This is a genomic window from Ruegeria sp. ABD4_443 (assembly GCF_056160865.1).
Window position 1 is genome coordinate 85,391 of record NZ_JBSWYA010000005.1, and the last position, 21,159, is coordinate 106,549.

Sequence of the window (21,159 nt, forward strand, 5' to 3'; positions counted from 1 at the left end):
GTTCAAAACGCCTTGGTGATCTGGTCGATGATCCTGGCCAGGTCACGAGGGCGGGAGAAAAACGGCGAATGAGAGCTGTCGATGCTGTGCCGCATGCCGGGCGGCGCGCAATGGCTCATCTCTTCCTGGTATTCGGGGGGTATGGTCCGGTCGTCGGTACACTGGATATAGGCCTTTGGAACCTGCTCAAAACGGGCGCTCAGTGTCAGCGGCGTATCCTGTGGCAGGATGGCTTGCGGGCACAGGCGCGCAAATGCAAACGGAAGGGTCTTGGCCGGGCAATCGTGGTAGAACAGGTCTTGCACCCGGTCCGGCCGCACGGTGCAGGACAGCCCGTCCGAAGATTTCTCAAGCGCGCCGGCCAGCAATTGCCGGGGCCCGCGCTTGCGCATGTCCACCATCGACAGCCCGGATCGCGGAACATAGGCGCACAGGTATATCAGGCCGCGCATTGCTTGCGGGTCGGTCTCGGCGGCGGCACTTATGGGGTAGCCGCCCCAGGAATGCCCAAGGACAATCGTGTCAGGCGACGCCGCCGCCAGCACCGCATCGCGGCACATGTTCAGGGTAACGTCGGACACGGGCGTCGGGTCCGACCCGTGACTGGGCAGGTCGATGGCGTGCGCGTCATGGCCAAGTTCGGCCAGCTCGGGGAGCAGGTCGCGCCAACACCAGGCGCCGTGCCAGGACCCATGGACGAGCAATATGTCGGCCAAGGCGCTTCTCCTTCAGATATGTCCAATGTCGTGCAGGAAACGGTCCAGAATCGCGGCATAGGCCTCAGGGCGTTCCACACAAGGCAGGTGACCTGCCTTGCGCATCAGCTCAAAGCGGGAACCGGGTATCAGGTCGACGGTCTCGCGGACCAGATCGGGCGGGGTCGAGCCGTCGTCGCTGCCTGCGATCCCAAGGGTTGGCAGGCGCAGGCCGCTGGTCGGGGTATAGAAATCCGTGCCCGAAATCGCGGCGCAACATCCAAGGTATCCGTCGACCGGCTGACGCAGCATCATGTTGCGCCACAGGGCCGCCTGCGGGGTTGCGCGAAACGCTTTGGTAAACCACCGCTCCATTGTCGCGTCCGCGATGGCCTCGATGCCTGCGGATTTCACCGCGTCCATTCGGGTCTGCCATGTCGCGGGGGTGGCGATCTTTGCGGCCGTGTTGGACAGGACAAGCCCCCGGATCAGATCCAGCCGTTTGACGGCCAGACCTTGGGCAATCATGCCGCCTATGGACAGGCCCACGAACACGCAGTTCCTGACCCCAAGGAAATCCAGCAACCCCTCGGCGTCGCGAACCAGCGCCCCCATCGAATACGGGGCAGGGGGTTGCGATGACAGGCCATGGCCGCGTTTGTCAAACCGGATGATCCGCAGCCTGTCGGAAAGCTGCGGCACAACCTGGTCCCACAGGCGCATGTCCGTTCCCAGCGCGTTGGCAAAGACAACCGGCGGCCCGTCCGGGTCTCCGTCGATCCGGTAGTGCAATCGCACGTCTTTGAGATCAGCAATTTGCATCCTGTCTTGCTTTCTTCGATTTTTTGTCAGGGGGCCGTGCGGGGCAGATTGCACCGGTTGCCGCGCTTTGTCAGGTAAGGAATTCCAACGCCCGGCCAAATATTTCCGGGTCTGCATTGCCGCCCGATGCCACGACGATCACGGCATCCCCTTCGATTTCATCGGGTCTGAACAGCGCCGCCGCCAGTGACACGGCCCCGCCGGGTTCCAGAACGATCTTGAGGCGTACAAAGGCAAGCGCCATGGCGCGCAATGCCTCTTGTTCGGTTACCGCAAGCCCCGGTCCGCACAGGCGTTTGATGACAGGAAAGGTGATTTGCCCCGGTTGCGGCGTCAGGATCGCGTCGCAGATATTGCCCGATGACGCATTGTTGTTCTGTATCTGGCCCGTTTCCAACGAGCGTCTGACGTCGTCAAACCCTTCGGGCTCGCAGGGGCGCGCGCGCAGGCTGGGTGCGCGGCTTTCCAGTGCAAGCGCGATGCCGGATGTCAGCCCGCCACCACCGCAGCACACCAGGACGTCGGCCTCGGTCACATCGAACGCGCGGGCCTGCTCTGCAATCTCCAGACCCGTGGTGCCCTGGCCTGCGATTACCTGAGGTTCGTCATAAGGCCGAATCAGCGTCAGCCCCCGTTCCTGCGCTATTGCCTCGCCAATTGCTTCGCGGCTTTCGTTTTGGCGGTCGTAAAGCACGACTTCGGCCCCAAGCGCCCGCGTATTGGCGATCTTGAGTTGCGGGGCGTCCGACGGCATCACGATGACCGCGCCGATCCCGTGCCGGGATGCGGCAAGCGCCACGCCCTGCGCGTGATTGCCCGAGGAATAGGCGATAACGCCCCGCCCGCGCGTGTGCTCGTCTAGCGCAGAGATTGCGGACCACGCGCCGCGAAACTTGAAGCTGCCCGTGTGTTGCAGGCATTCGGGTTTGACCAGAACCCGACGCCCGGCAATCTCGTCCAGGAATGGCGAGGTGAGGATCGGGGTCTGTCGCACATGTCCGCTCAGCCGTTGGGCCGCAGCTTCGATCAATTCAATTGAACTCATGAAATTTCCTGTTCTTGAAACATGTCACGCCCCCATTCCGGCCGCAGGCGGTGGAACGGGCGGTCAAATTCCCGCCAATTGTGGAATTGTCGTGAGGTCGGTCAAAACATGCGCCGGTGTCCATGGCAGGCGGTCCATCGGCTCGCCCGCCCGGTTGACCCAGGCGGTCACAAACCCGTACCCGCTGGCCCCGGCGGCATCCCACCCGTTCGAGCTGACAAACAGCACCTCGTCGCGGGCGCAGCCGAACCGGCCTTCGACCAGGGCATAGACACGCGCGTCCGGCTTGAAGACCCCGACGCTTTCGACCGACAGAACATCGTCCAGCAGGTCCTGAATGCCGGCCGATTTGACCGCGCCGCTTAGCATTGGGGGGGACCCGTTGGAAAGGATCGCGGTTTGCAGCCCGGCCTGTTTCAGCGCGCTCAGCATTTGCGGAACCTCGGCATAGGCCTCCAATTCCCAATACAGGTCCAGCAGGCGTTGCCGCAGGCGGTCGTCGCCCTGCAACCCGGTCGCCTCAAGCGCCCAGTCCAAGCCATCCTGGGTTACGTCCCAGAAATCGCCATGGGCATCGGCCACGGCGCGCAACCAGGTATATTGCAGCTGTTTCAGGCGCCAATGGCTGGCCAGTTCGGGCCACGTGTCGCGCAGGCGTTCGAACCCCGGTTCCTCGGCGGCCTGGCGCGCTGCTGCTGCAACGTCGAACAAAGTCCCGTAAGCGTCGAATACACAGGTCGTGATAGCCATCGGTCTCTCTCTTTCGGTTTGGGCGCAGGGTGGCACAAGCGTGCAGAACGTGAAAGACCCCAGGGTTTACAATACCGTGTTAACCACTAGGGTTGCGCGTTCAGTTTCTTTCAGGCCGGGGGCCACCATGACAGCGATCAAACAAGGCGACACTGTTCGCATCCATTACACAGGGACCTTGCTGGACGGCAACGTTTTCGACAGTTCCGAAGGGCGCGAGCCGCTGGAATTCGCGGTCGGCTCCGGTCAGATCATTCCGGGTCTGGATGCGGCGATGCCGGGTCTGGAAGTCGGCGAGAAAAAGCGCGTCGAGGTGCCCTGTACCGAGGCATATGGTCCGATCAACCCGTCGATGCGCCAGGAAATCCCGCGTGAGGGTATCCCCGACGATATCCCGCTGGACCCCGGTACCCAGTTGCAGATGCAGACGCCGGACGGGCAGGCGCTGCCGGTTACAGTCATCGATGCGAACGAGGCGACCGTGACGCTGGACGCCAATCACCCGCTGGCCGGGCAGGACCTGATTTTTGACATCGAGGTTGTTTCGATCAACTGAGCGTCACGCCTCAGGGGCGTGGCAGTTTATCCAAAAGGGCCCCAATCGCCGCCTGAACCGGCGGTTGGGTGTAAAAGACGAACAGAACCAGCAGGGTGGTCAGCGTCAGCAGCATGATGCGGGCGCGGCCTCCGCGCATACCGACCCGACGACCCGAGTTGGATGCGCGGCTATTGTTTGCGATGATCTGTTCAAGCTTTTTCATGGGTCCATCCCTGCCGTCGAAAGATGGTTAAATCTTGGCGTCGGCAGGGAAAGATATGGTCACATGAAATCGGGTTGTGGCATTCCAAGCACGTGGAACCCGCCATCAACGCGGATGATTTCGCCCGACGTACAGGCGCCCGCCTCGGATGTGAGGTACACGGCAGTGCCGCCGACGGCCTCAAGCGTGGCGTTCGAACGCATGGGCGCGTTCTGGTCGCAGAACTTGTAGGTCTTTCGGGCGCCACCGATCGCGGCCCCTGCCAGGGTCTTCATCGGACCGGGCGAGATTGCGTTGACCCGGATGCCCTCGGGGCCCAGGTCGTTGGCCAGGTAACGTGTCGCCGATTCCAGCGCCGCCTTGGCCACGCCCATGACGTTATAGTTCGGGACCACGCGGTTCGAGCCCTGGTAGGTCAGCGTCAGAAGCGACCCGCCATTGTCTTTCATCAGCGGATAGGCGCGGCGGGCAACCTCGATGAACGAATAGGCCGACACATCCATCGAATGCTTGAAATTGGCCCGCGTCGTGTTCAGGAAACGCCCGGTCAGTTCCGACTTGTCCGAATAGGCAATGGCGTGAACCACAAAGTCGATGGTCGGCCACCGCGCGCCCAGTTCGTCAAAAGCGCGGTCCAGCGACGCGTCATCGGTGACGTCGGCATCGACCATGAAATCGCTGCCAAGGCTTTGCGCCAAAGGCTCCAGCCGTTTGCCAAATGCCTCGCCCTGATATGTGAACGCCAGTTCCGCGCCTGCCTCGTGCATGGCCTTGGCAATGCCCCACGCGATCGAGCGGTCATTGGCCACGCCCATGATCAGGCCGCGTTTACCCTTTAGAAGTTCCGACATCACATTCACCCGTTATACTTCGACAGAATCATGGACCCGTTCGTGCCGCCAAAGCCGAAGCTGTTGGTCATGACACTGTCCAGTCCTGCATTTTCAACTACTTCGGTCGCAATTTCACCGGGCCTGATGCCTTCGGCCAGCGTATCCACATTGATCGACGGCGTGATGAAATCATTGTCCAGCATCAGCAGGCAGAAGATCGCCTCCAGCGCGCCCGCGGCGCCCTGAGCGTGGCCGGTCATCGACTTGGTCGACGAAATCGGCGGCACGTTGCCTTCGCCGAAAATGCGGCGCACGGCTTCGACCTCGCCCACATCTCCGACCGGGGTCGAGGTGCCGTGCGCATTGATGTAATCGACCTTGCGGCCCTCGGGCAGGGTGCCCAGCGCCAGACGCATTGCGCGTTCGCCGCCCTCGCCGGACGGGGCCACCATGTCATGGCCATCCGAGGTTGCCGCATAACCGGTAACTTCGGCATAGATCTTGGCGCCGCGCGCCAGCGCATGGTCCAGATCCTCCAGCACGACGATGCCGCCGCCGCCGGAAATCACGAAACCGTCGCGGTTTTCGTCAAACGCGCGCGAGGCTTTGTCGGGCGTGTCGTTGTATTTCGACGACATCGCGCCCATCGCGTCAAACAGGCAGGACAGGGTCCAGTCCAGTTCCTCGCCGCCGCCCGCAAACATGACGTCCTGTTTGCCCATCATGATCTGTTCGGCCGCGTTGCCGATACAGTGCAGCGAGGTCGAACAGGCCGAGGTGATGGAATAGTTGATGCCCTTGATCTTGAACGCCGTCGCAAGATTGGCCGAGATCGTCGAACACATGCATTTGGGTACGGCAAAAGGCCCGATCCGCTTGGTGGCACCGTTTTTCAGAACCGTCTGGTGCGCCGTCAGCATGGCGCTGGTCGACGGTCCACCCGAACCGGCCACCAGGCCCGTGCGCGGATTGACTACCTGGTCTTCGGTCAGACCGGCATCTGCGATTGCCTGGTTCATGGCGATATGGGCATAGGCCGCGCCGGGGCCCATGAACCGCAGCGTGCGTTTGTCGACATGTTCGGCAACGTCGATCTTGAGCGACCCGGCGATCTGGCTGCGGAAACCGTGTTCAGCCATCTGTTCGCTGGCCTCGATCCCGGATTTCCCGGATTTGAGCGAGGCCAGAACCTCATCGGCATTGTTCCCGATCGAGGAGACAACCCCCAAACCGGTGACGACTACTCGACGCATGTGCGTGCTCCTTGTTTGGGCCGGTCAGGCTCAGGCATCAGACAGAACGACTCTCATGTCTTTGACATCGTAAATCATTTCGCCGTCAGCCTCGACGATACCATCCGCCACACCCATGGTCAGGCGGCGGGTCTGAATCGCTTTTTTGAAGTCGATCTTATAGGTCAGCACCTTGCGGTCGGGGCGGACCATGCCGGTCAGCTTGACCTCACCCACGCCCACGGCCATTCCGCGGCCCTGCCAGCCGCGCCAGCCCAGGTTAAAGCCGGTCAGTTGCCAAAGGCCATCCAGCCCCAGGCAGCCTGGCATGATCGGGTTGCCGGGAAAGTGGCAATCAAAGAACCACAGGTCCGGAGTAATGTCGAATTCGGCCAGAACATGGCCTTTGCCATGCGCGCCACCATCGGCCGAGATGTCGGTGATCCGGTCCATCATCAGCATCGGCGGGGCCGGCAACTGTGCGTTGCCCGGGCCGAATAATTCGCCACGGGCGCATTTCAGCAGATCGTCCTTGTCAAAGCTGCTCGGGAATTGGGCCATTCTGCCGCCTCTCCTGCCAGGGGTCCGTTCTTTATATCTGGTCTCGTCTAGCACCCGTTTGCAAGGTCCTGCAAGAGCAGTGGCCATATCCGGGTGTAACTCTTGCCGGTGATTGCGAATGAATTTCATTTGAAATTGCAGGCAGAGGGCACCTATATATAAAGGCAGCAAAAACAGGTATCGGATTCATGACACCTCAGAGCCGAAACATAGCGACGCACTGGCTGGTTGATGCCGGGTTGCGGCCCACGCGCCAGCGGGTTGCCCTGGCCGAATTGCTCGTCGGCGATGGGCGTCATCGCCACGTAACAGCCGAAAGCCTTTTTGAATCGGCCAAGGCAAACGGGGATGCGGTTTCGCTGGCCACCGTTTACAACACCCTGCGCGCTTTCTGCGAGGCTGGCGTGTTGCAGGAAATCACCGTTGACGGGTCAAAAAGCTATTTTGACACCAACACCCACGATCACCCCCATTTCTTCTGGGAGGACGAGGCCCGGCTGAGCGATGCGCCTTCGGACCAGTTGGTGATCGAACGTTTGCCGCAAGCGCCCGAAGGGGTCGAGATCGCCTCGGTCGATGTGGTGATCCGTCTGCGCAAGAAGGGCTGACATCGCAGGCTGATGGATCAGCCGTGTGCAAGTCCTTCGATTTGGCGTTCGCGCAAAGACTGGTTCCCGGTGGTGTTTCGCCGGTAGGGCCGCCTAGAACCACTGCCCTGATTCGATCAGCCCCAGATCAAGCAGCTGGCGCGAATGCCATTCGAAATGTGTCGAGTTGCGCCACTGGAAACTGGCAATGTCAAACGTTGATCCGGCGTTGCTTTTCAACGCTTTCGCCGCGCGGAAGGAGCAGATGGCGGCGGTCAGGTTGTTGTGCCACGGGCAGGAATAGGTGTTGTATTCGGGCGCATTGAACGTGTGGTCGGGCATCAGGGCCACGTCCTTGGCGGACTTGAACAGTGCGATACGGTCGATTCTGCGGCGCTCGTATTGAATGTGGTCCTCGAACCGCCAGCGCAGCCCGCCGGACATGTCCAACTGCCGGTCCATCGGCTGCCCGTCGCTGTCATGGCGGGTATGGGCGTAATAGCCCACCCGATCCAGCATCGCGCCCTCGGCGTCGACACCATTGGGATGGGCGGCAAGGTCGCTAGCATACAGGTCGACGACATGACACAGCATGGCGTTTCGCCGTTCCTCGGTGTGAAAGGCAAGCATTTCACTGACCGTGCGGGTCTCGCAAAACGGAAAGAACAGGTATTCGGCGTTGTAACAGTAATACATCCAGACGCCCGGCGCCGCCTGGATCACGCGGTTGATGGCTTCGAACACTGTGGTGCGGGGCGCTGACCGGAACGTGACGCGATGGACGCGACCGGCCAGGTCGTCATCCAGGGCAAATTCGGCAGGCATGAACACGACCGTGGCAGAGAACCCAAGGTTCAGGTGGTGGCGCAGCGTACTTGCCAGTTCGACGTCATCCTCGGCAAAGATAAGGGCAACCGGCCCCTTGGCCAGTGCGGCCTGGCCGGTTTTCAGGAATTGGTCGAGCGTGTCGTACTTCATCGGGTCTTTGGGTCCGGATAACTGGAAATCCGGGCCAAATTCGGGTAATTGCGCCAGCATTGCAAGCGGCGTTCGTTAGGTATAGACGACGCCGACCCGGCGAACGCAAAGGCTTGTCCCATGTCCGAACCCAAGAAGCTGTATATCAAAACCTATGGCTGTCAGATGAACGTTTACGACAGTGAACGCATGGTCGAGGCACTGGGCGGGCAGGGCTATGTCGAAACCAAGACCCCTGACGACGCCGACATGATCTTGCTCAATACCTGCCATATCCGGGAAAAGGCGGCGGAAAAGGTGTATTCGGAACTCGGGCGGTTCAAGGGTTTGAAAGCGAACAACCCGGACCTCAAGATCGGCGTGGCCGGATGTGTCGCCCAGGCCGAAGGCCAGGAAATCATGCGTCGACAGCCCATGGTCGACCTGGTTGTCGGGCCGCAAAGCTATCATCGGTTGCCCGAAATGGAGGCCAAGGCCCGCACCGGGGAAAAGGCCTTGGACACGGATTTCCCCGAAGAGGACAAGTTCGAAAAGCTCAAGGCGCGCCCCAAGGCGAAACGGGCCCCGGCGGCATTTCTGACGGTGCAGGAAGGCTGCGACAAGTTCTGTGCGTTCTGCGTCGTGCCCTATACCCGCGGTGCCGAAGTCAGCCGCCCGGCAGATCGCATTCTGACCGAGGCGCGCGATCTGGTTGAACGCGGTGTGCGCGAGATCACCCTGCTGGGGCAGAACGTGAATGCGTATCACGGGGCCGGTCCGACTGGCGACATGACGCTGGCGGGGCTGATCTGGGAACTGAACAAGGTCGATGGGCTGGAAAGGATTCGCTTTACCACCTCGCATCCCAACGACATGGCGGACGACCTGATCGAGGCGCACGGCACCTGCGAAAAGCTGATGCCCTATTTGCATTTGCCGGTTCAGTCCGGGTCGGACAGGATTTTGAAACGCATGAACCGCAGCCACACGGCCGAAAGCTATTTACGGCTGGTCGAACGTATCCGCGCGGCGCGGCCTGACATCCTGATGTCGGGGGATTTCATCGTCGGGTTCCCCGAAGAGACCGAAGAGGATTTTCAGGCGACGCTGGACCTCGTGCAAGAGGTCAAATACGGCTATGCCTATTCGTTCAAGTATTCCACACGCCCGGGCACGCCCGCCGCTGAACGGCCCCAGGTGGACCCGGACGCCGCCGATGACCGGTTGCGGCGCCTGCAGGCGCTGATCACGCGTCATCAGCGCGAGATTCAGGATTCGATGGTCGGCCGCACCGTCCGGGTTCTGTTCGAAAAGCCCGGCCGCCAGCCGGGGCAGATGGTCGGCAAGTCCGAGTATCTTCACGCCGTGCATGTCGCGGGGGCGGATATCGCCACAGGTGACTTGCGCGACGTCCGGATCAAGGCCTCGGGCGCGAACTCTTTGGCGGGCGAATTGCTCTGAACTGATCGCTTTGGCGCGATTTAGCACCATGTTTGGTGTTTGATCCCAAAATTTACCCTTGATTTATGACTTGGAACTATGTTCCGAGGTTGGCTAGGTTTTTCCACGGCCCCATTTCCGTGTCCGTGGCAGGGCAGATATGCGTCGATCTGGCATCGGTTCGCTGCGAAGGAGGGTACGAGTGACTAATTGGACAATCCGCCTGGTACGGCAGGCAAGGTTGGCGGGCATCGGCGTGATTCTGGCGGCCCTCGCCACACCGGGTACTGCTGGCAGCCTGACCGGTGCCGTTACCGACCCGCAGCTTGTGGGCCCAGAGGAATTCGCTGATGACGTCAGCGCGTTCTACCTTGGGTTCTCGGCCGGGTACGGGCGGGGCGGCGATGACCGGTTCGGGCTGCGGACCACCGGCGGCACGTTGGAAATCGGCGAGCTTGACCCATCGGGTTTCTATGGCGGGCTTCGTGGCGGTTGGCGCGGTGTTTTGCCCGCTAGCGGCGGGCGCGATTACGTCTATGGCTTTGAAATCGGGTATGATTTCGGTTCGATCGACGACACGGTTTCCACACGGATCGGCACATCCAACGTTCAGGCCGGGTCCGAAATTTCGGATACGCTGTCCTTGCGGTTTCGCAATGGCCTGACCAATCGACGTGGCAGCGTGCTGTATTTTGTGTCGCTGGGATATGTCCGGGGCAAGGTCACCACCTCGACCAGTATCACCAGCGGGGGCAGCACCCAGACCTTTGAGGATAATGATCGGCGCGACGGCCTGTCGGCCAGTATCGGGGCCGAACATCAATTCAACGAACACTGGTCGATTACGGGCGAGTTCGAATATGTGCAGTTCGATTCCAAGGATGTCGATCTGGGCACGTCCTTTTCGACCAAATCCACACCCAGCTACCGTGGTCTGCGGGTTGGCCTGAATTACAGATTCTGACCTGAACCGCCGCAACTGGCCAAAAGACCCGTGCGTTCGATACGAAACAGTGCCGGGTTCTTTGGCGGTTTTGTCATTGTGGCGGAATTTTTCAAACTGTCGCTTGCGCCCACCAAGACTTGTTGTCTACGCTTGGGGTGTACACGCCAAGACAGGAGAACGGATTGGCCATCGGTGCCCTGAACCCACCGCAGAGTGACACGCCCCAACACGAGGCGCTTGTTGAATTTCCCGACAACCGATTGTTGATTGATCTATGCGGCGAATATGACCGCAACCTGACCGAGATCGAACAGAAACTGTCCGTCCAGATCGTGCGCCGCGGCAACCAGTTGGTTGTCATGGGCGATGACGACGCCCAGAAACAGGCGATTGAAGTTCTGCAGGCGCTTTACACGCGGCTTGAGGGCGGGCGCGACGTTGAATCCGCCGATGTGGATCGCGAATTGCGGATGGGCAATTCCGAGGTCGGGACCGGCACGCGGGACGGCGACCAGCTTGAGATGTTCAAGGGCGGCACAGTCGAAATCAAGACCCGCAAGAAATTGGTCGAGCCGCGCACCGACGCCCAAAAAGCCTATGTCCAGTCGCTGTTCAACAACGAACTGGCCTTTGGCATCGGCCCCGCAGGGACCGGCAAGACCTATCTTGCCGTGGCTGTTGGTGTGTCGATGTTCATTGGCGGGCATGTCGACCGCATCATCCTGAGCCGCCCCGCCGTCGAAGCGGGTGAAAAACTGGGCTATTTGCCGGGCGATATGAAGGACAAGGTCGACCCGTATATGCAGCCGCTTTACGACGCGCTGAACGACTTTCTGCCCGGCAAACAACTGGCGAAACTGATCGAAGAAAAGCGGATCGAAATTGCTCCGCTGGCCTTTATGCGGGGCCGGACGCTTGCCAATGCCTTTGTCGTTCTGGACGAGGCGCAGAACGCCACGACAATGCAGATGAAGATGTTCCTGACGCGGCTGGGCGAGGGCAGCCGGATGGTCATCACCGGGGACCGCTCTCAGGTTGATCTGCCGCGCGGCGTTGCGTCGGGGCTGGCCGATGCGGAACGGTTGCTGAAGACCATCCCCAATATCAGCTTCAACTACTTCACCTCCAAGGACGTGGTCCGGCACCCGCTTGTGGCCGCCATCATCGAAGCGTATGAGGCGGATACAGGCAACCAGACCGGGTAAGATTTCGGAAACGGGTCGCCAAACCTGGGAATTGGCGCGATGAACCTGGAAGCGAACATTGAAGATACACGCTGGCACGGGCACGAGGCCCTGTTTCACCGTGCGGTGACCGTGGCCCTGGGGCATTTCGACCTTGATCCCGAGGCCTGCGAAATCAGCATCCTGGCCTGTGGCGACGACAGAATCTGTGTCCTGAATGCAGAGTTCCGCGGCAAGCCAACGCCGACCAATGTGCTCAGCTGGCCCGCCCAGGACCTGTCTGCCGACACGCCCGGAGCGATGCCCGAACGCCCCGGCCCCGACTTCACCGGCGAAATCAGCCTGGGTGACATCGCGATTTCCTATGATACATGCGCCCGTGAGGCCCGCGAATCACACAAATCGCTGGACGATCACGTCGCACATCTGGTCGTTCACGGAACGTTGCATTTGTTGGGCTATGATCACATCAGTGACCCGGACGCCACTTTGATGGAACGGACCGAGGTCGAGATACTTGGCAAAATGGGTATTGATGACCCATATATTGAGTGACAGGGCAACTTGGCCCGATTTATTGGAACAGGAAAATGGGCGATACTGACGGCAGTTCTAGGGCGGCGCATAGCGCGCAATCACAGAACGGCGAAATTGAAAACGACGAGAAAGCAGGATTTCTGTCGCGGATATTTGACGCATTCGCGTCGCATCCCACGGACGAGTTGAACAGGGTCAACGGGCAAGGAGATGCCGGTGATCAACGCGGGGGCATGGTGAACCTGCACCGCATGCGTGTCGAAGACGTCGCGATCCCGACGGCCGAGATCATTTCGGTCCCATCCACCATCACCAAGGACGAACTGGCGCAGGTTTTCCGCGAAAGCGGTTTGTCGCGTATCCCTGTCTATGAGGGGACATTGGACACGCCGCTGGGGTTTGTTCACCTTAAGGACCTGGCCCTGACACATGGGTTCAACGGCGGTTCGGCAGATTTTGACCTGCAGTCTATGCTGCGCACCTTGCTGTTCGTTCCGCCCTCGATGTCGATCGGCGTGCTTTTGACCAAGATGCAGACCGAACGGCGGCACATGGCGCTTGTCATTGACGAATATGGCGGTGTCGACGGGTTGGTAACGATCGAGGATCTGATCGAACAGGTTGTCGGTGAAATTGCCGATGAACACGATGCCGATGAAGACCAGCTGTGGCTGCAGGAAAAGCCGGGGTGCTACGTGGTGCAGGCCCGCGCCCCGCTTGAAGAGTTCGAAGCCGAGATCGGGCGTTCGCTGACCAGTCACGAGGATGTGGACGAAGAAGGCATTGATACGCTGGGCGGGCTGGTTTTCATGTTGTCGGGCCGTGTCCCGGCCCGGGGTGAGGTCGTATTGCACCCCGAAGGCCCCGAGTTCGAGGTCATCGACGCAGACCCCCGCCGTATCAAGCGGTTGCGGGTGCTGCTGCCCGACATCGCTGCATGATGCCCATGGGCCGCTGGCCTTTCTTTCCAAAAGTGGCACTGGCCGCGCTTTTGGGCGCGTTTGGAGCGTTTGGCTTGGCGCCTTTCGACATCTGGCCCGCGACGCTTGTGTCTCTGGTGCTTGTCGGCGTCCTGTTTCAGACTGCGGAAACGCGGCGCCGGGCTGGCTGGATCGGCTGGGCCTTTGCCGCCGGGTATTTTGCGCATGCGCTGGCCTGGATTACCGAGCCTTTTCAGGTTGACGCCGCGCGCCATGCGTGGATGGCGCCCTTTGCGCTGTTTTTCATGGCCGGCGGGCTTGCCCTGTTCTGGGTGCCTGCTTTCTGGGTGTCACGGGACACGCGTTTGACACCGCTGGCCCAGGGGGGGCTGTTGGCCGTTGCGGTGGCGCTGGTTGAATTTGCGCGCGGATATGTCCTGACAGGGTTTCCCTGGGCGGGGCTGGCGCAGATCTGGACCGAAACCCCGGTGTCCCAGCTTTTGTCGTTGGCGGGGCCTTATGCCTTGGCGGCACTGACCCTGCTGGTCACATTGCCACTGGGCACGGTTCTGGGCGGCCGGGCGCGCTGGCGTGACCTGGCCGTTCCGGCGGGGCTGGCCGCTGGTTTCCTGGCGCTGGCCACAGGCTATGGTTTGTCCCGTCCGCCGGTTGTTGCATCGGACAAGATCGTACGGCTGGTGCAGCCCAATGCACCGCAACACCAAAAATGGGACCCGGAATTCGCACCGGTCTTTTTCGCCCGCCAGCTTGAATTTACCCTGGCAGAGCCGCGCCCGGATCTGATCGTATGGCCGGAAACCTCGGTCCCGGCCTGGCTGGGCAGCGCGCAGCCCTTTGTCGCGGCGATGGCTGACGCGGCCCGGGGGATACCTGTCGTATTTGGTATTCAGCGCGGCGATGGGCCGCGCATCTACAATTCGCTTGTGGTTCTGGATGACCAAGGGCGGCAGGCGGGGGTGTATGACAAGCATCACCTGGCACCGTTCGGCGAATACGTCCCCTTTGGCGAGGTGATGGCCCAGTTCGGAATTCATGGGCTGGCGGCGACCACGGGCAATGGTTTCAGTGCGGGGCCGGGCGCGCAGGTTCTGCAGGTCGGCACGCTTGGCAAAGCCCTGCCGCTTATCTGCTACGAGGCCGTTTTCACCCAAGACGTTCTGGCCACGCCTGAAAGGCCGGATTTCCTTTTGCAGATCACCAATGATGCATGGTTCGGGACACGCTCGGGTCCCTATCAGCATCTTGCGCAGGCGCGGATGCGGGCCATTGAACAGGGCCTGCCAATGATGCGATCCGCAAATACCGGGGTTTCGGCGATGATCGACCCGCTGGGCCGGGTGTCAAAGGCGCTGCCGCTTGGGACGGCGGGATATGTGGATGCGCCGCTTTTCCTGCCGCATCCCGCCACTGTCTATTCCCGCATGGGCGATGTTCCGGTTCTGGTTCTTTTGTTGGCGGTTTTCGTGCTTTTTCCGCGCAACGCACGGCGCAGTAATGTTTAATTAGCGATTGACCCTCTCTTGTTGTGCGCGTATCCCGACTGACGCCTGTCACAACGGCTTCCTGGCGTGGCAGGGATAACGCAATGGAGCACTTTCATGTCCCGACGGAATTATACTTTTACTTCGGAATCCGTTTCCGAAGGGCACCCGGATAAGGTTTGTGACCGGATTTCGGATGCCGTGCTGGATGCATTTCTGAACGAAGAACCCGAAGCGCGCGTCGCGTGTGAAACCTTTGCCACGACAGATCGTGTCGTGATCGGAGGCGAGGTGGGTCTGTCCGATCAGGACAAGCTGCATGACTACATGGGCCGTATCGACGAGATCGCGCGCGACTGTATTCGTGACATCGGATATGAGCAGGACAAGTTTCACCACCAAACGGTTGAAATTACCAACCTGCTGCACGAACAATCCGCGCATATCGCACAAGGTGTGGATGCATCGGGCGACAAGGACGAAGGGGCAGGCGACCAGGGCATCATGTTCGGCTACGCCACCACGGAAACACCGGCGCTCATGCCCGCGCCGATCCAGTATTCCCACGCCATCCTGCGCCGCCTGGCCGAGGTGCGCAAGAACAAGACCGAACCGGCGCTTGGGCCGGATGCCAAATCGCAGCTGTCGGTCACATATCGCGATGGCGTGCCGGTCGGGATCAGCTCGATCGTTTTGTCGACGCAGCACCTTGATGAATCGCTCAGCTCTGATGACATCCGCACGATTGTCGAGCCGTACATCCGCGAAACCCTGCCCGAGGGCTGGCTGACATCCGAAACCGAGTGGCACGTCAACCCGACCGGCAAGTTCGTGATCGGCGGCCCGGATGGCGACGCTGGCCTGACCGGTCGTAAGATCATCGTCGACACCTATGGCGGTGCGGCACCGCATGGCGGCGGAGCGTTTTCCGGCAAGGACCCGACCAAGGTCGACAGGTCGGCCGCCTATGCCGCCCGTTACCTGGCCAAGAACGTCGTCGCCGCCGGTATGGCCGAGCGGTGCACGATCCAGCTGAGCTATGCGATTGGCGTGTCCAGACCATTGTCCATCTATGCCGATACGCACGGAACCGGTCAGGTCGCCGATGCCGCGATCGAAAAGGCGGTTGGCGAGGTGATGGACCTGACCCCGCGCGGCATTCGCGAGCATCTGCAACTGAACAAGCCGATATACCAAAGAACCGCGGCCTATGGGCATTTTGGGCGCGACCCCGAGGCCGATGGCGGTTTCAGCTGGGAACGCACCGATCTGGTGCAGGCTCTGAAAGGGGCCGTCTAGGGGCGGGCCTGCACTTTGCCGCTGCTTTTGTCAAAGCACCTTGGGGGATGTGGGGCGCGACCCGCCCCCCCCCCCTTGCAACGATTTCTATGGCAAAGTATGGCCCGTCAGATGACCAAGGACACCCAACAACGCCCCCGCAGGAACTTCTATGGCCGCTTCAAGGGCAAATCCCTGAAAGCCAGCCAAAAGACCTATTTGTCCGAGGACCTCGAAGCCTTGTCGCCCGGTCCGGTCGATTGGGACAGCAACCCCGATCGCACCGCGCTTGATCTGGGCAAGCTATTCGACGGCCGGCCGGTCTGGCTTGAGATCGGTTTTGGCGGTGGCGAGCATCTGGTGCATCAGGCCGAGCGCAATCCCGATACCGGGATCATCGGCGCGGAACCCTATATCAATGGGGTGGCCATGTTGTTGGGCAAGATACGCCGGGCAGGTGTCGAAAACCTGGCGGTGCATCCCGGCGATGTGCGCGATTTGTTTGACGTGCTGCCGGATGACAGTATCTCGCGGGCGTTTCTGTTATACCCCGATCCCTGGCCCAAGACGCGTCACCACCGCCGCCGGTTCGTGACGCCCGAGCATCTGCGCCCCCTGGCGCGGGTCTTGAAGCCCGGCGCCATATTCCGCGTCGCCACCGATATCCCGGACTATGTGCGCCAGACCCTCGAAGAGGTGCCGCGCGCGGGGTTCGAGTGGCTGGCCGAAGGGCCATCGGACTGGCGTCAGCCGTGGGAAGACTGGATTTCAACCCGTTACGAACAAAAGGCCCTGCGAGAAGGGCGCACGCCCCATTACCTAACGTTCCGTGCTACCTGAGGATCAGGGTTGCGGGTCATTCAGCCGCGCAATCTTTCGCCCCTTGGCGAACCAGGCCACGGCAAAGGCCCATAGTGCAACCGTTTCAAAGGCGAATGTCAGGTTGGCGCTGTTCCAGGCGCGCAGAAAATCCTCGCTTCCAAGCAGGCTGACGGCCCCCAAAAGGAAGACGCAAACCAGGATCGTCAATCCGCACACCGCGTAAAGCGTGTTGCGCATTTGCTTGGTCGGTATCATTTCCCCGCCGCGCTCATGGCGTTCGGGAACCACCCGGCGCAGCACGATAAGGCAGTACAGGCCCAGATAGGCAAAAAGCAACGCAGCGGCATAGGTGTGAAGGTGTTCGGCATCGCCGAACAGTATGAACAGATCGTCCTGCGCGGGGTTGGCGACACTTGGGGGGATCGTTTGGTCGATGGTCGCAAAGACCCGGGACAGAAAGCTGTCGGGCGCCTCGCAGCCGGACCCGCTGGTGGGAAAGATCGCGACGAAACAGGCCCCAATTCCCGCGATGAACGAGCCCACATCCTCAAGCCAATGGTCGCCGGTATAGGCAATCAGGAACCCGCCGATGAAAATGAGAAGGCCGACAAAGACCGTTCCCAGAAATTGGGCATAGTAAAAATGGCTGATGCTGTCGCGAAAGCAACTGCCGCCAAACACCGCGCCACTGGCCAGGATCACGGGCAGGCCAAAGGCGACCAGCCCGACAAGAAAGGCCAGCCGTTTTTGGATGACGTCGTCGGTTTTGCCGGGGTCATCGGGTTGAAAATATTTTGCAGTCCCACGGCTGAGCATCGATGAAATCTGTGACATTGGTGTTTCCCGGTTTTGCATAAGCGACGACAAACAAGCAGAATTATCGGAAACCTAGCATAATTGGACTGCCGCGCATACAGGCCGCGACCGATGACGGAAACGCGATGGCCCGGCCCGGTGCGGCATTGCCGCTGGACCAAGCGCCGCCAATTCGCTAATCGGCTTGGGCACCAAAAGCGAATACAGGAGCCCCCATGTCCGGACACGGCACGCCCATCCCCATGACCTCGCATCCTTGCGCCCCGCTGACCGGCACGGCAGAGGTGCCCGGCGACAAATCGATCTCGCACCGGTCGCTGATCCTGGGCGCGATGGCCGTGGGCGAGACCAAGATCTCGGGCCTGCTTGAGGGCGAAGACGTTCTGGATACCGCTAAGGCCATGCGCGCCTTTGGGGCCGAGGTTACCGACCACGGGGGCGGTGAATGGACCGTGCATGGTGTGGGCGTTGGTGGTTTCGCGGAACCGGACCAGGTGATTGACTGCGGAAATTCCGGCACCGGCGTGCGGTTGATCATGGGTGCGATGGCGACCTCGCCGGTGACTGCGACATTCACGGGTGATGCCAGCCTGAACAAACGCCCCATGGCGCGTGTCACCGATCCGCTGGCCCTGTTTGGCACCCAATCGGTCGGCCGTTCGGGTGGGCGTTTGCCGATGACCATCGTGGGTGCGGCCGACCCGGTGCCGGTGCGCTATGAGGTGCCGGTTCCTTCGGCGCAGGTGAAATCCGCCGTATTGCTGGCCGGGCTGAATGCGCCGGGCAAGACGGTGGTGATCGAAAAAGAAGCCACGCGCGACCATTCCGAACGGATGCTGGCGGGGTTTGGTGCTGAAATCACGGTTGAGGACACTGATGAGGGGCGCGTCATCACGCTGACGGGCCGCCCCGAGCTGAAACCGCAGGTGATCGCCGTTCCGCGCGACCCTTCCAGCGCGGCTTTCCCGGTCTGCGCGGCCCTGATTACGCCCGGATCGGACGTTCTGGTGCCCGGTATCGGCCTGAACCCGACCCGCGCGGGCCTGTTTACCACGCTGCGCGAGATGGGCGCGGACCTGACCTATGAAAACGAGCGCGAAGAAGGCGGCGAGCCGGTGGCCGATCTGCGCGCGAAATACTCGCCCGACATGAAAGGGATCGAGGTGCCGCCGGAGCGTGCGGCGTCGATGATCGACGAATACCCGGTTCTGTCCGTGGTGGCCGCCAACGCGGCCGGCACAACGATGATGGGCGGCGTGAAAGAACTGCGCGTCAAGGAAAGCGACCGGATCGACGCAATGGCCCGCGGGTTGCGCGCCAATGGCGTGACCGTCAACGAAGGCGACGATTGGTGGTCGGTCGAGGGGCTGGGCATCGGCAACGTCCCCGGTGGCGGCACCTGCGAAAGCTTCCTGGACCATCGCATCGCGATGTCCTTTATGGTGATGGGCATGGGCGCCAAGACACCGGTTTCGGTCGATGATGGCGGCCCTATCGCGACCTCTTTCCCGATTTTCGAGCCGCTGATGGCTGCGCTGGGCGCCAAGGTCGAACGGTCATGAGCTTTACCGTCGCCATCGATGGCCCTGCGGCGGCGGGCAAGGGGACGATCTCGAAAGGCGTTGCGGCGCATTTCGGGTTTGCGCATCTGGATACGGGGCTTCTCTACCGGGCGGTGGGACGCCGTACCTTGCAAGGTGACGAACCTGTCGCGGCAGCCCGAACGCTTACGGCCGAAGAGCTGGAGCAGGGCGATCTGCGCACCGCTGAAATTGCGCAAGCCGCCTCAAAGGTTGCCGTCATCCCCGATGTACGCGCTGCCTTGGTCGATTTTCAGCGCGCCTTTGCACGGCGTGCTGGCGGGGCGGTGCTGGACGGGCGCGATATTGGCACCGTCATCTGCCCCGAGGCCGAGGTAAAGCTGTTCGTCACCGCCAGCGCCGAGGTTCGGGCCGAGCGTCGGTTTCTGGAACTCAGCGCCAAGGGGGCGGATGTGACGCGCGAACAGGTCCTGGCGGATGTGCGCGAGCGTGACGCGCGCGATTCCGAACGCAGTACCGCCCCGATGAAACCCGCGGATGACGCGGTTTTGCTGGATACATCGGACCTGAGCATCCAGGACGCGCTGTCGCGCGCGATCGGGCAAATCGAACAGGCAAAACCCGCGACGCTGTAACGCCGCGGGTTCCTGTCGCGGGATGGCGGGGTTACAGTTGCCCCACGGCTGTATTCTTGATCTGCGACCATTGGCCATCAGCGGTTTTCGCCGTCCCAGGCACATCCTTGAGGAACGCGGCCCGCGTTTCTGCATTCAGGAACAGGTACAGCTTGCCGTCCGCGACCAGATATTGATCGGGGTCGCCATCGAATTTCTTGCCGACCGACACGCCGAAGGAACAGAACCCGCCATGCTGCGGCAGATAGGCCGCGGGGTTTGCTTCGAACGCTTTGCGATTTTCGGCAGTGGTGAAATAGTAGGACGCGCCGTCATGGGTGGCGGAATGGGTGGCAAAGCCCTCGACCGGATTGCCATGCGTGACCAGCGCGACCAGATCGACGCCGTGCGCGGCCAACGGTGCGCCCGCAGCCGAGATGCCGTTTGAGACATTGATTTCATCAGCCGCAAAGGCCGGGGCCGCGATCAGGGGCAGGGCGGCCATCACGGTGGTCAGAACCAGGGATTTCATCGTGTTTCCTTTCGAAATTTGTTGCGATGCGACCCTCCATTCGGCCGCTGAAACAAACCTAGTTGCGCGGTTCTGAACGCGTTATCGCAGCAACGCCGCAACGCTTTGCAGATCGTTCAAAGGATGGGGCGTTTGGGGGGCTGTGTTCACCAAGCTTTGTTTGGCCAGGTGCAAGCGGGCTTTTTATGGTGAACATGACCTTGCAGGAGCGATGCGATGATCAGAACAGCCCTTTTGATGATTTTTCTGGCCGGTACCCTTGCCGCGCAAGAGGCGCAGGACACGCCCGAACCGCCCATGACCTATGAACGTCTGGGCAAGATCATTTTTGCAATCGACCCGGATGCGCAACCGCAAGGACCGGGGTTTCAGTTGACCGTTTCGGGTGTTCCCGTTCTGGTGATCACCGATACCAACGCAGACCGCATGCGTGCCATGGTTCCCATCCGGGGGGCCGGGGGGCTTGGTGCGCAGGATTTGCAGCGCATGATGCAGGCCAATTTCGACAGCGCATTGGACGCCCGCTATGCGATTGCCAACGAAACCTTGTGGGCGGTCTTTATTCATCCCCTGTCGCCGCTGGAGAAAGATCAGCTGATTTCCGGGTTGGCGCAAACCGTGAATATCGCCAAGACCTATGGGTCGCTTTATTCTGGCGGGGCGCAGCAATTCGGGGGCGGCGACAGCAACAATCTTCAGCGCGAATTGATCGAGGATTTGCTGAAAAAAGGCGAAGAGATCTGAGGCCTGCCCGGTCCCGGCCAGAAAATGCAGGTTGGATCGC

The 21,159-nt window shown here is 61.1% G+C and carries 24 protein-coding genes and 1 riboswitch; of the genes, 13 read left to right on the forward strand and 11 right to left on the reverse strand.

The genetic code is table 11. The features are described from left to right. Positions 1-2: 2 nt before the first annotated feature. From ACXAG8_RS11435 to ACXAG8_RS11450, 4 genes are all read right to left on the reverse strand, one after another. Positions 3-716: an alpha/beta fold hydrolase gene (locus ACXAG8_RS11435; protein WP_475224413.1), complete on the reverse strand. Its 714-nt coding sequence runs from the start codon at positions 714-716 to the stop codon at positions 3-5. Positions 717-728: 12 nt separating this feature from the next. Further along, entirely contained in the window at positions 729-1,517 is a 789-nt protein-coding gene (pcaD, locus tag ACXAG8_RS11440) for a 3-oxoadipate enol-lactonase (protein WP_475224417.1), read from the reverse strand. A gap of 70 nt (positions 1,518-1,587) precedes the next feature. After that, positions 1,588-2,562, reverse strand: coding sequence for a threonine ammonia-lyase (locus ACXAG8_RS11445; RefSeq protein ID WP_475224422.1), 975 nt, complete (start codon positions 2,560-2,562; stop codon positions 1,588-1,590). A 63-nt stretch (positions 2,563-2,625) separates the two neighbouring features. Further along, a complete protein-coding gene (locus tag ACXAG8_RS11450) occupies positions 2,626-3,312 on the reverse strand; it encodes a haloacid dehalogenase type II (RefSeq protein ID WP_475224424.1) in 687 nt (228 codons plus the stop codon). A gap of 127 nt (positions 3,313-3,439) precedes the next feature. On the opposite strand from ACXAG8_RS11450, the gene ACXAG8_RS11455 reads away from it, so the two are divergent. Further along, positions 3,440-3,868, forward strand: a complete 429-nt coding sequence (locus ACXAG8_RS11455; protein ID WP_475224426.1) for an FKBP-type peptidyl-prolyl cis-trans isomerase — start codon at positions 3,440-3,442, stop codon at positions 3,866-3,868. Between the two features lie 10 nt (positions 3,869-3,878). Here ACXAG8_RS11455 and ACXAG8_RS11460 read toward each other — a convergent pair whose 3' ends face one another. The 4 genes from ACXAG8_RS11460 to fabA are packed head-to-tail and all read right to left on the reverse strand — an operon-like array spanning position 3,879 to position 6,699. Next, positions 3,879-4,073, reverse strand: a complete 195-nt coding sequence (locus ACXAG8_RS11460) for a hypothetical protein (protein ID WP_475224429.1) — start codon at positions 4,071-4,073, stop codon at positions 3,879-3,881. Positions 4,074-4,132: 59 nt separating this feature from the next. Further along, positions 4,133-4,924: an enoyl-ACP reductase FabI gene (locus tag ACXAG8_RS11465; RefSeq protein ID WP_475224433.1), complete on the reverse strand. Its 792-nt coding sequence runs from the start codon at positions 4,922-4,924 to the stop codon at positions 4,133-4,135. A gap of 5 nt (positions 4,925-4,929) precedes the next feature. Beyond that, entirely contained in the window at positions 4,930-6,159 is a 1,230-nt protein-coding gene (gene fabB / locus ACXAG8_RS11470) for a beta-ketoacyl-ACP synthase I (RefSeq protein WP_475224435.1), read from the reverse strand. A 30-nt stretch (positions 6,160-6,189) separates the two neighbouring features. Beyond that, a complete protein-coding gene (gene fabA / locus ACXAG8_RS11475; protein ID WP_475224438.1) occupies positions 6,190-6,699 on the reverse strand; it encodes a bifunctional 3-hydroxydecanoyl-ACP dehydratase/trans-2-decenoyl-ACP isomerase in 510 nt (169 codons plus the stop codon). 188 nt (positions 6,700-6,887) lie between these two features. On the opposite strand from fabA, the gene irrA reads away from it, so the two are divergent. Further along, positions 6,888-7,307, forward strand: coding sequence for an iron response transcriptional regulator IrrA (irrA, locus tag ACXAG8_RS11480; protein WP_475224440.1), 420 nt, complete (start codon positions 6,888-6,890; stop codon positions 7,305-7,307). A 93-nt stretch (positions 7,308-7,400) separates the two neighbouring features. Here irrA and ACXAG8_RS11485 read toward each other — a convergent pair whose 3' ends face one another. Continuing rightward, positions 7,401-8,264: a glycosyltransferase family 2 protein gene (locus tag ACXAG8_RS11485; RefSeq protein WP_475224442.1), complete on the reverse strand. Its 864-nt coding sequence runs from the start codon at positions 8,262-8,264 to the stop codon at positions 7,401-7,403. 120 nt (positions 8,265-8,384) lie between these two features. Here ACXAG8_RS11485 and miaB point away from each other — a divergent pair, with 120 nt between their 5' ends. From miaB to trmB, 8 genes are all read left to right on the forward strand, one after another. After that, positions 8,385-9,704 carry a tRNA (N6-isopentenyl adenosine(37)-C2)-methylthiotransferase MiaB gene (gene miaB / locus ACXAG8_RS11490; protein ID WP_475224444.1) on the forward strand — a complete coding sequence of 440 codons (1,320 nt, stop codon included), beginning with the start codon at positions 8,385-8,387 and terminating at the stop codon, positions 9,702-9,704. 181 nt (positions 9,705-9,885) lie between these two features. Continuing rightward, entirely contained in the window at positions 9,886-10,647 is a 762-nt protein-coding gene (locus ACXAG8_RS11495) for an outer membrane protein (RefSeq protein WP_475224446.1), read from the forward strand. Positions 10,648-10,811: 164 nt separating this feature from the next. Continuing rightward, the gene (locus ACXAG8_RS11500; protein WP_475224448.1) at positions 10,812-11,834 is read left to right on the forward strand and encodes a PhoH family protein; all 1,023 of its coding nucleotides are present in this window, start codon (positions 10,812-10,814) and stop codon (positions 11,832-11,834) included. 39 nt (positions 11,835-11,873) lie between these two features. Further along, entirely contained in the window at positions 11,874-12,368 is a 495-nt protein-coding gene (gene ybeY / locus ACXAG8_RS11505) for an rRNA maturation RNase YbeY (RefSeq protein WP_475224450.1), read from the forward strand. Between the two features lie 35 nt (positions 12,369-12,403). Continuing rightward, positions 12,404-13,291, forward strand: coding sequence for a hemolysin family protein (locus ACXAG8_RS11510; RefSeq protein ID WP_475224453.1), 888 nt, complete (start codon positions 12,404-12,406; stop codon positions 13,289-13,291). Between the two features lie 5 nt (positions 13,292-13,296). After that, positions 13,297-14,793 (forward strand): apolipoprotein N-acyltransferase, encoded by a 1,497-nt coding sequence (lnt, locus tag ACXAG8_RS11515; RefSeq protein ID WP_475224458.1) that lies wholly within the window; start codon positions 13,297-13,299, stop codon positions 14,791-14,793. A 42-nt stretch (positions 14,794-14,835) separates the two neighbouring features. Continuing rightward, a riboswitch (SAM-SAH riboswitch) is annotated at positions 14,836-14,884 on the forward strand. 5 nt (positions 14,885-14,889) lie between these two features. Next, positions 14,890-16,071, forward strand: a complete 1,182-nt coding sequence (gene metK, locus ACXAG8_RS11520; protein ID WP_475224462.1) for a methionine adenosyltransferase — start codon at positions 14,890-14,892, stop codon at positions 16,069-16,071. A 111-nt stretch (positions 16,072-16,182) separates the two neighbouring features. Continuing rightward, positions 16,183-16,890: a tRNA (guanine(46)-N(7))-methyltransferase TrmB gene (gene trmB, locus ACXAG8_RS11525; RefSeq protein ID WP_475224467.1), complete on the forward strand. Its 708-nt coding sequence runs from the start codon at positions 16,183-16,185 to the stop codon at positions 16,888-16,890. A 3-nt stretch (positions 16,891-16,893) separates the two neighbouring features. Here trmB and ACXAG8_RS11530 read toward each other — a convergent pair whose 3' ends face one another. Further along, entirely contained in the window at positions 16,894-17,706 is an 813-nt protein-coding gene (locus ACXAG8_RS11530) for a hypothetical protein (RefSeq protein WP_475224471.1), read from the reverse strand. Between the two features lie 197 nt (positions 17,707-17,903). Between ACXAG8_RS11530 and aroA the strand changes: the two genes are divergently transcribed. Next, positions 17,904-19,250, forward strand: a complete 1,347-nt coding sequence (gene aroA / locus ACXAG8_RS11535) for a 3-phosphoshikimate 1-carboxyvinyltransferase (protein WP_475224476.1) — start codon at positions 17,904-17,906, stop codon at positions 19,248-19,250. Continuing rightward, positions 19,247-19,864, forward strand: a complete 618-nt coding sequence (gene cmk / locus ACXAG8_RS11540) for a (d)CMP kinase (RefSeq protein WP_475224479.1) — start codon at positions 19,247-19,249, stop codon at positions 19,862-19,864. The genes aroA and cmk overlap by 4 nt, the downstream gene beginning before the upstream one ends. Before the next feature lie 31 nt (positions 19,865-19,895). Here the strand turns inward: cmk and ACXAG8_RS11545 are convergent, their stop codons facing one another. Next, on the reverse strand, positions 19,896-20,375 hold the full coding sequence (locus tag ACXAG8_RS11545) for a YHS domain-containing (seleno)protein (protein ID WP_475224483.1): 480 nt from the start codon (positions 20,373-20,375) through the stop codon (positions 19,896-19,898). A gap of 216 nt (positions 20,376-20,591) precedes the next feature. Here ACXAG8_RS11545 and ACXAG8_RS11550 point away from each other — a divergent pair, with 216 nt between their 5' ends. After that, positions 20,592-21,119: a hypothetical protein gene (locus ACXAG8_RS11550; protein ID WP_475224487.1), complete on the forward strand. Its 528-nt coding sequence runs from the start codon at positions 20,592-20,594 to the stop codon at positions 21,117-21,119. Positions 21,120-21,159 lie beyond the last annotated feature (40 nt).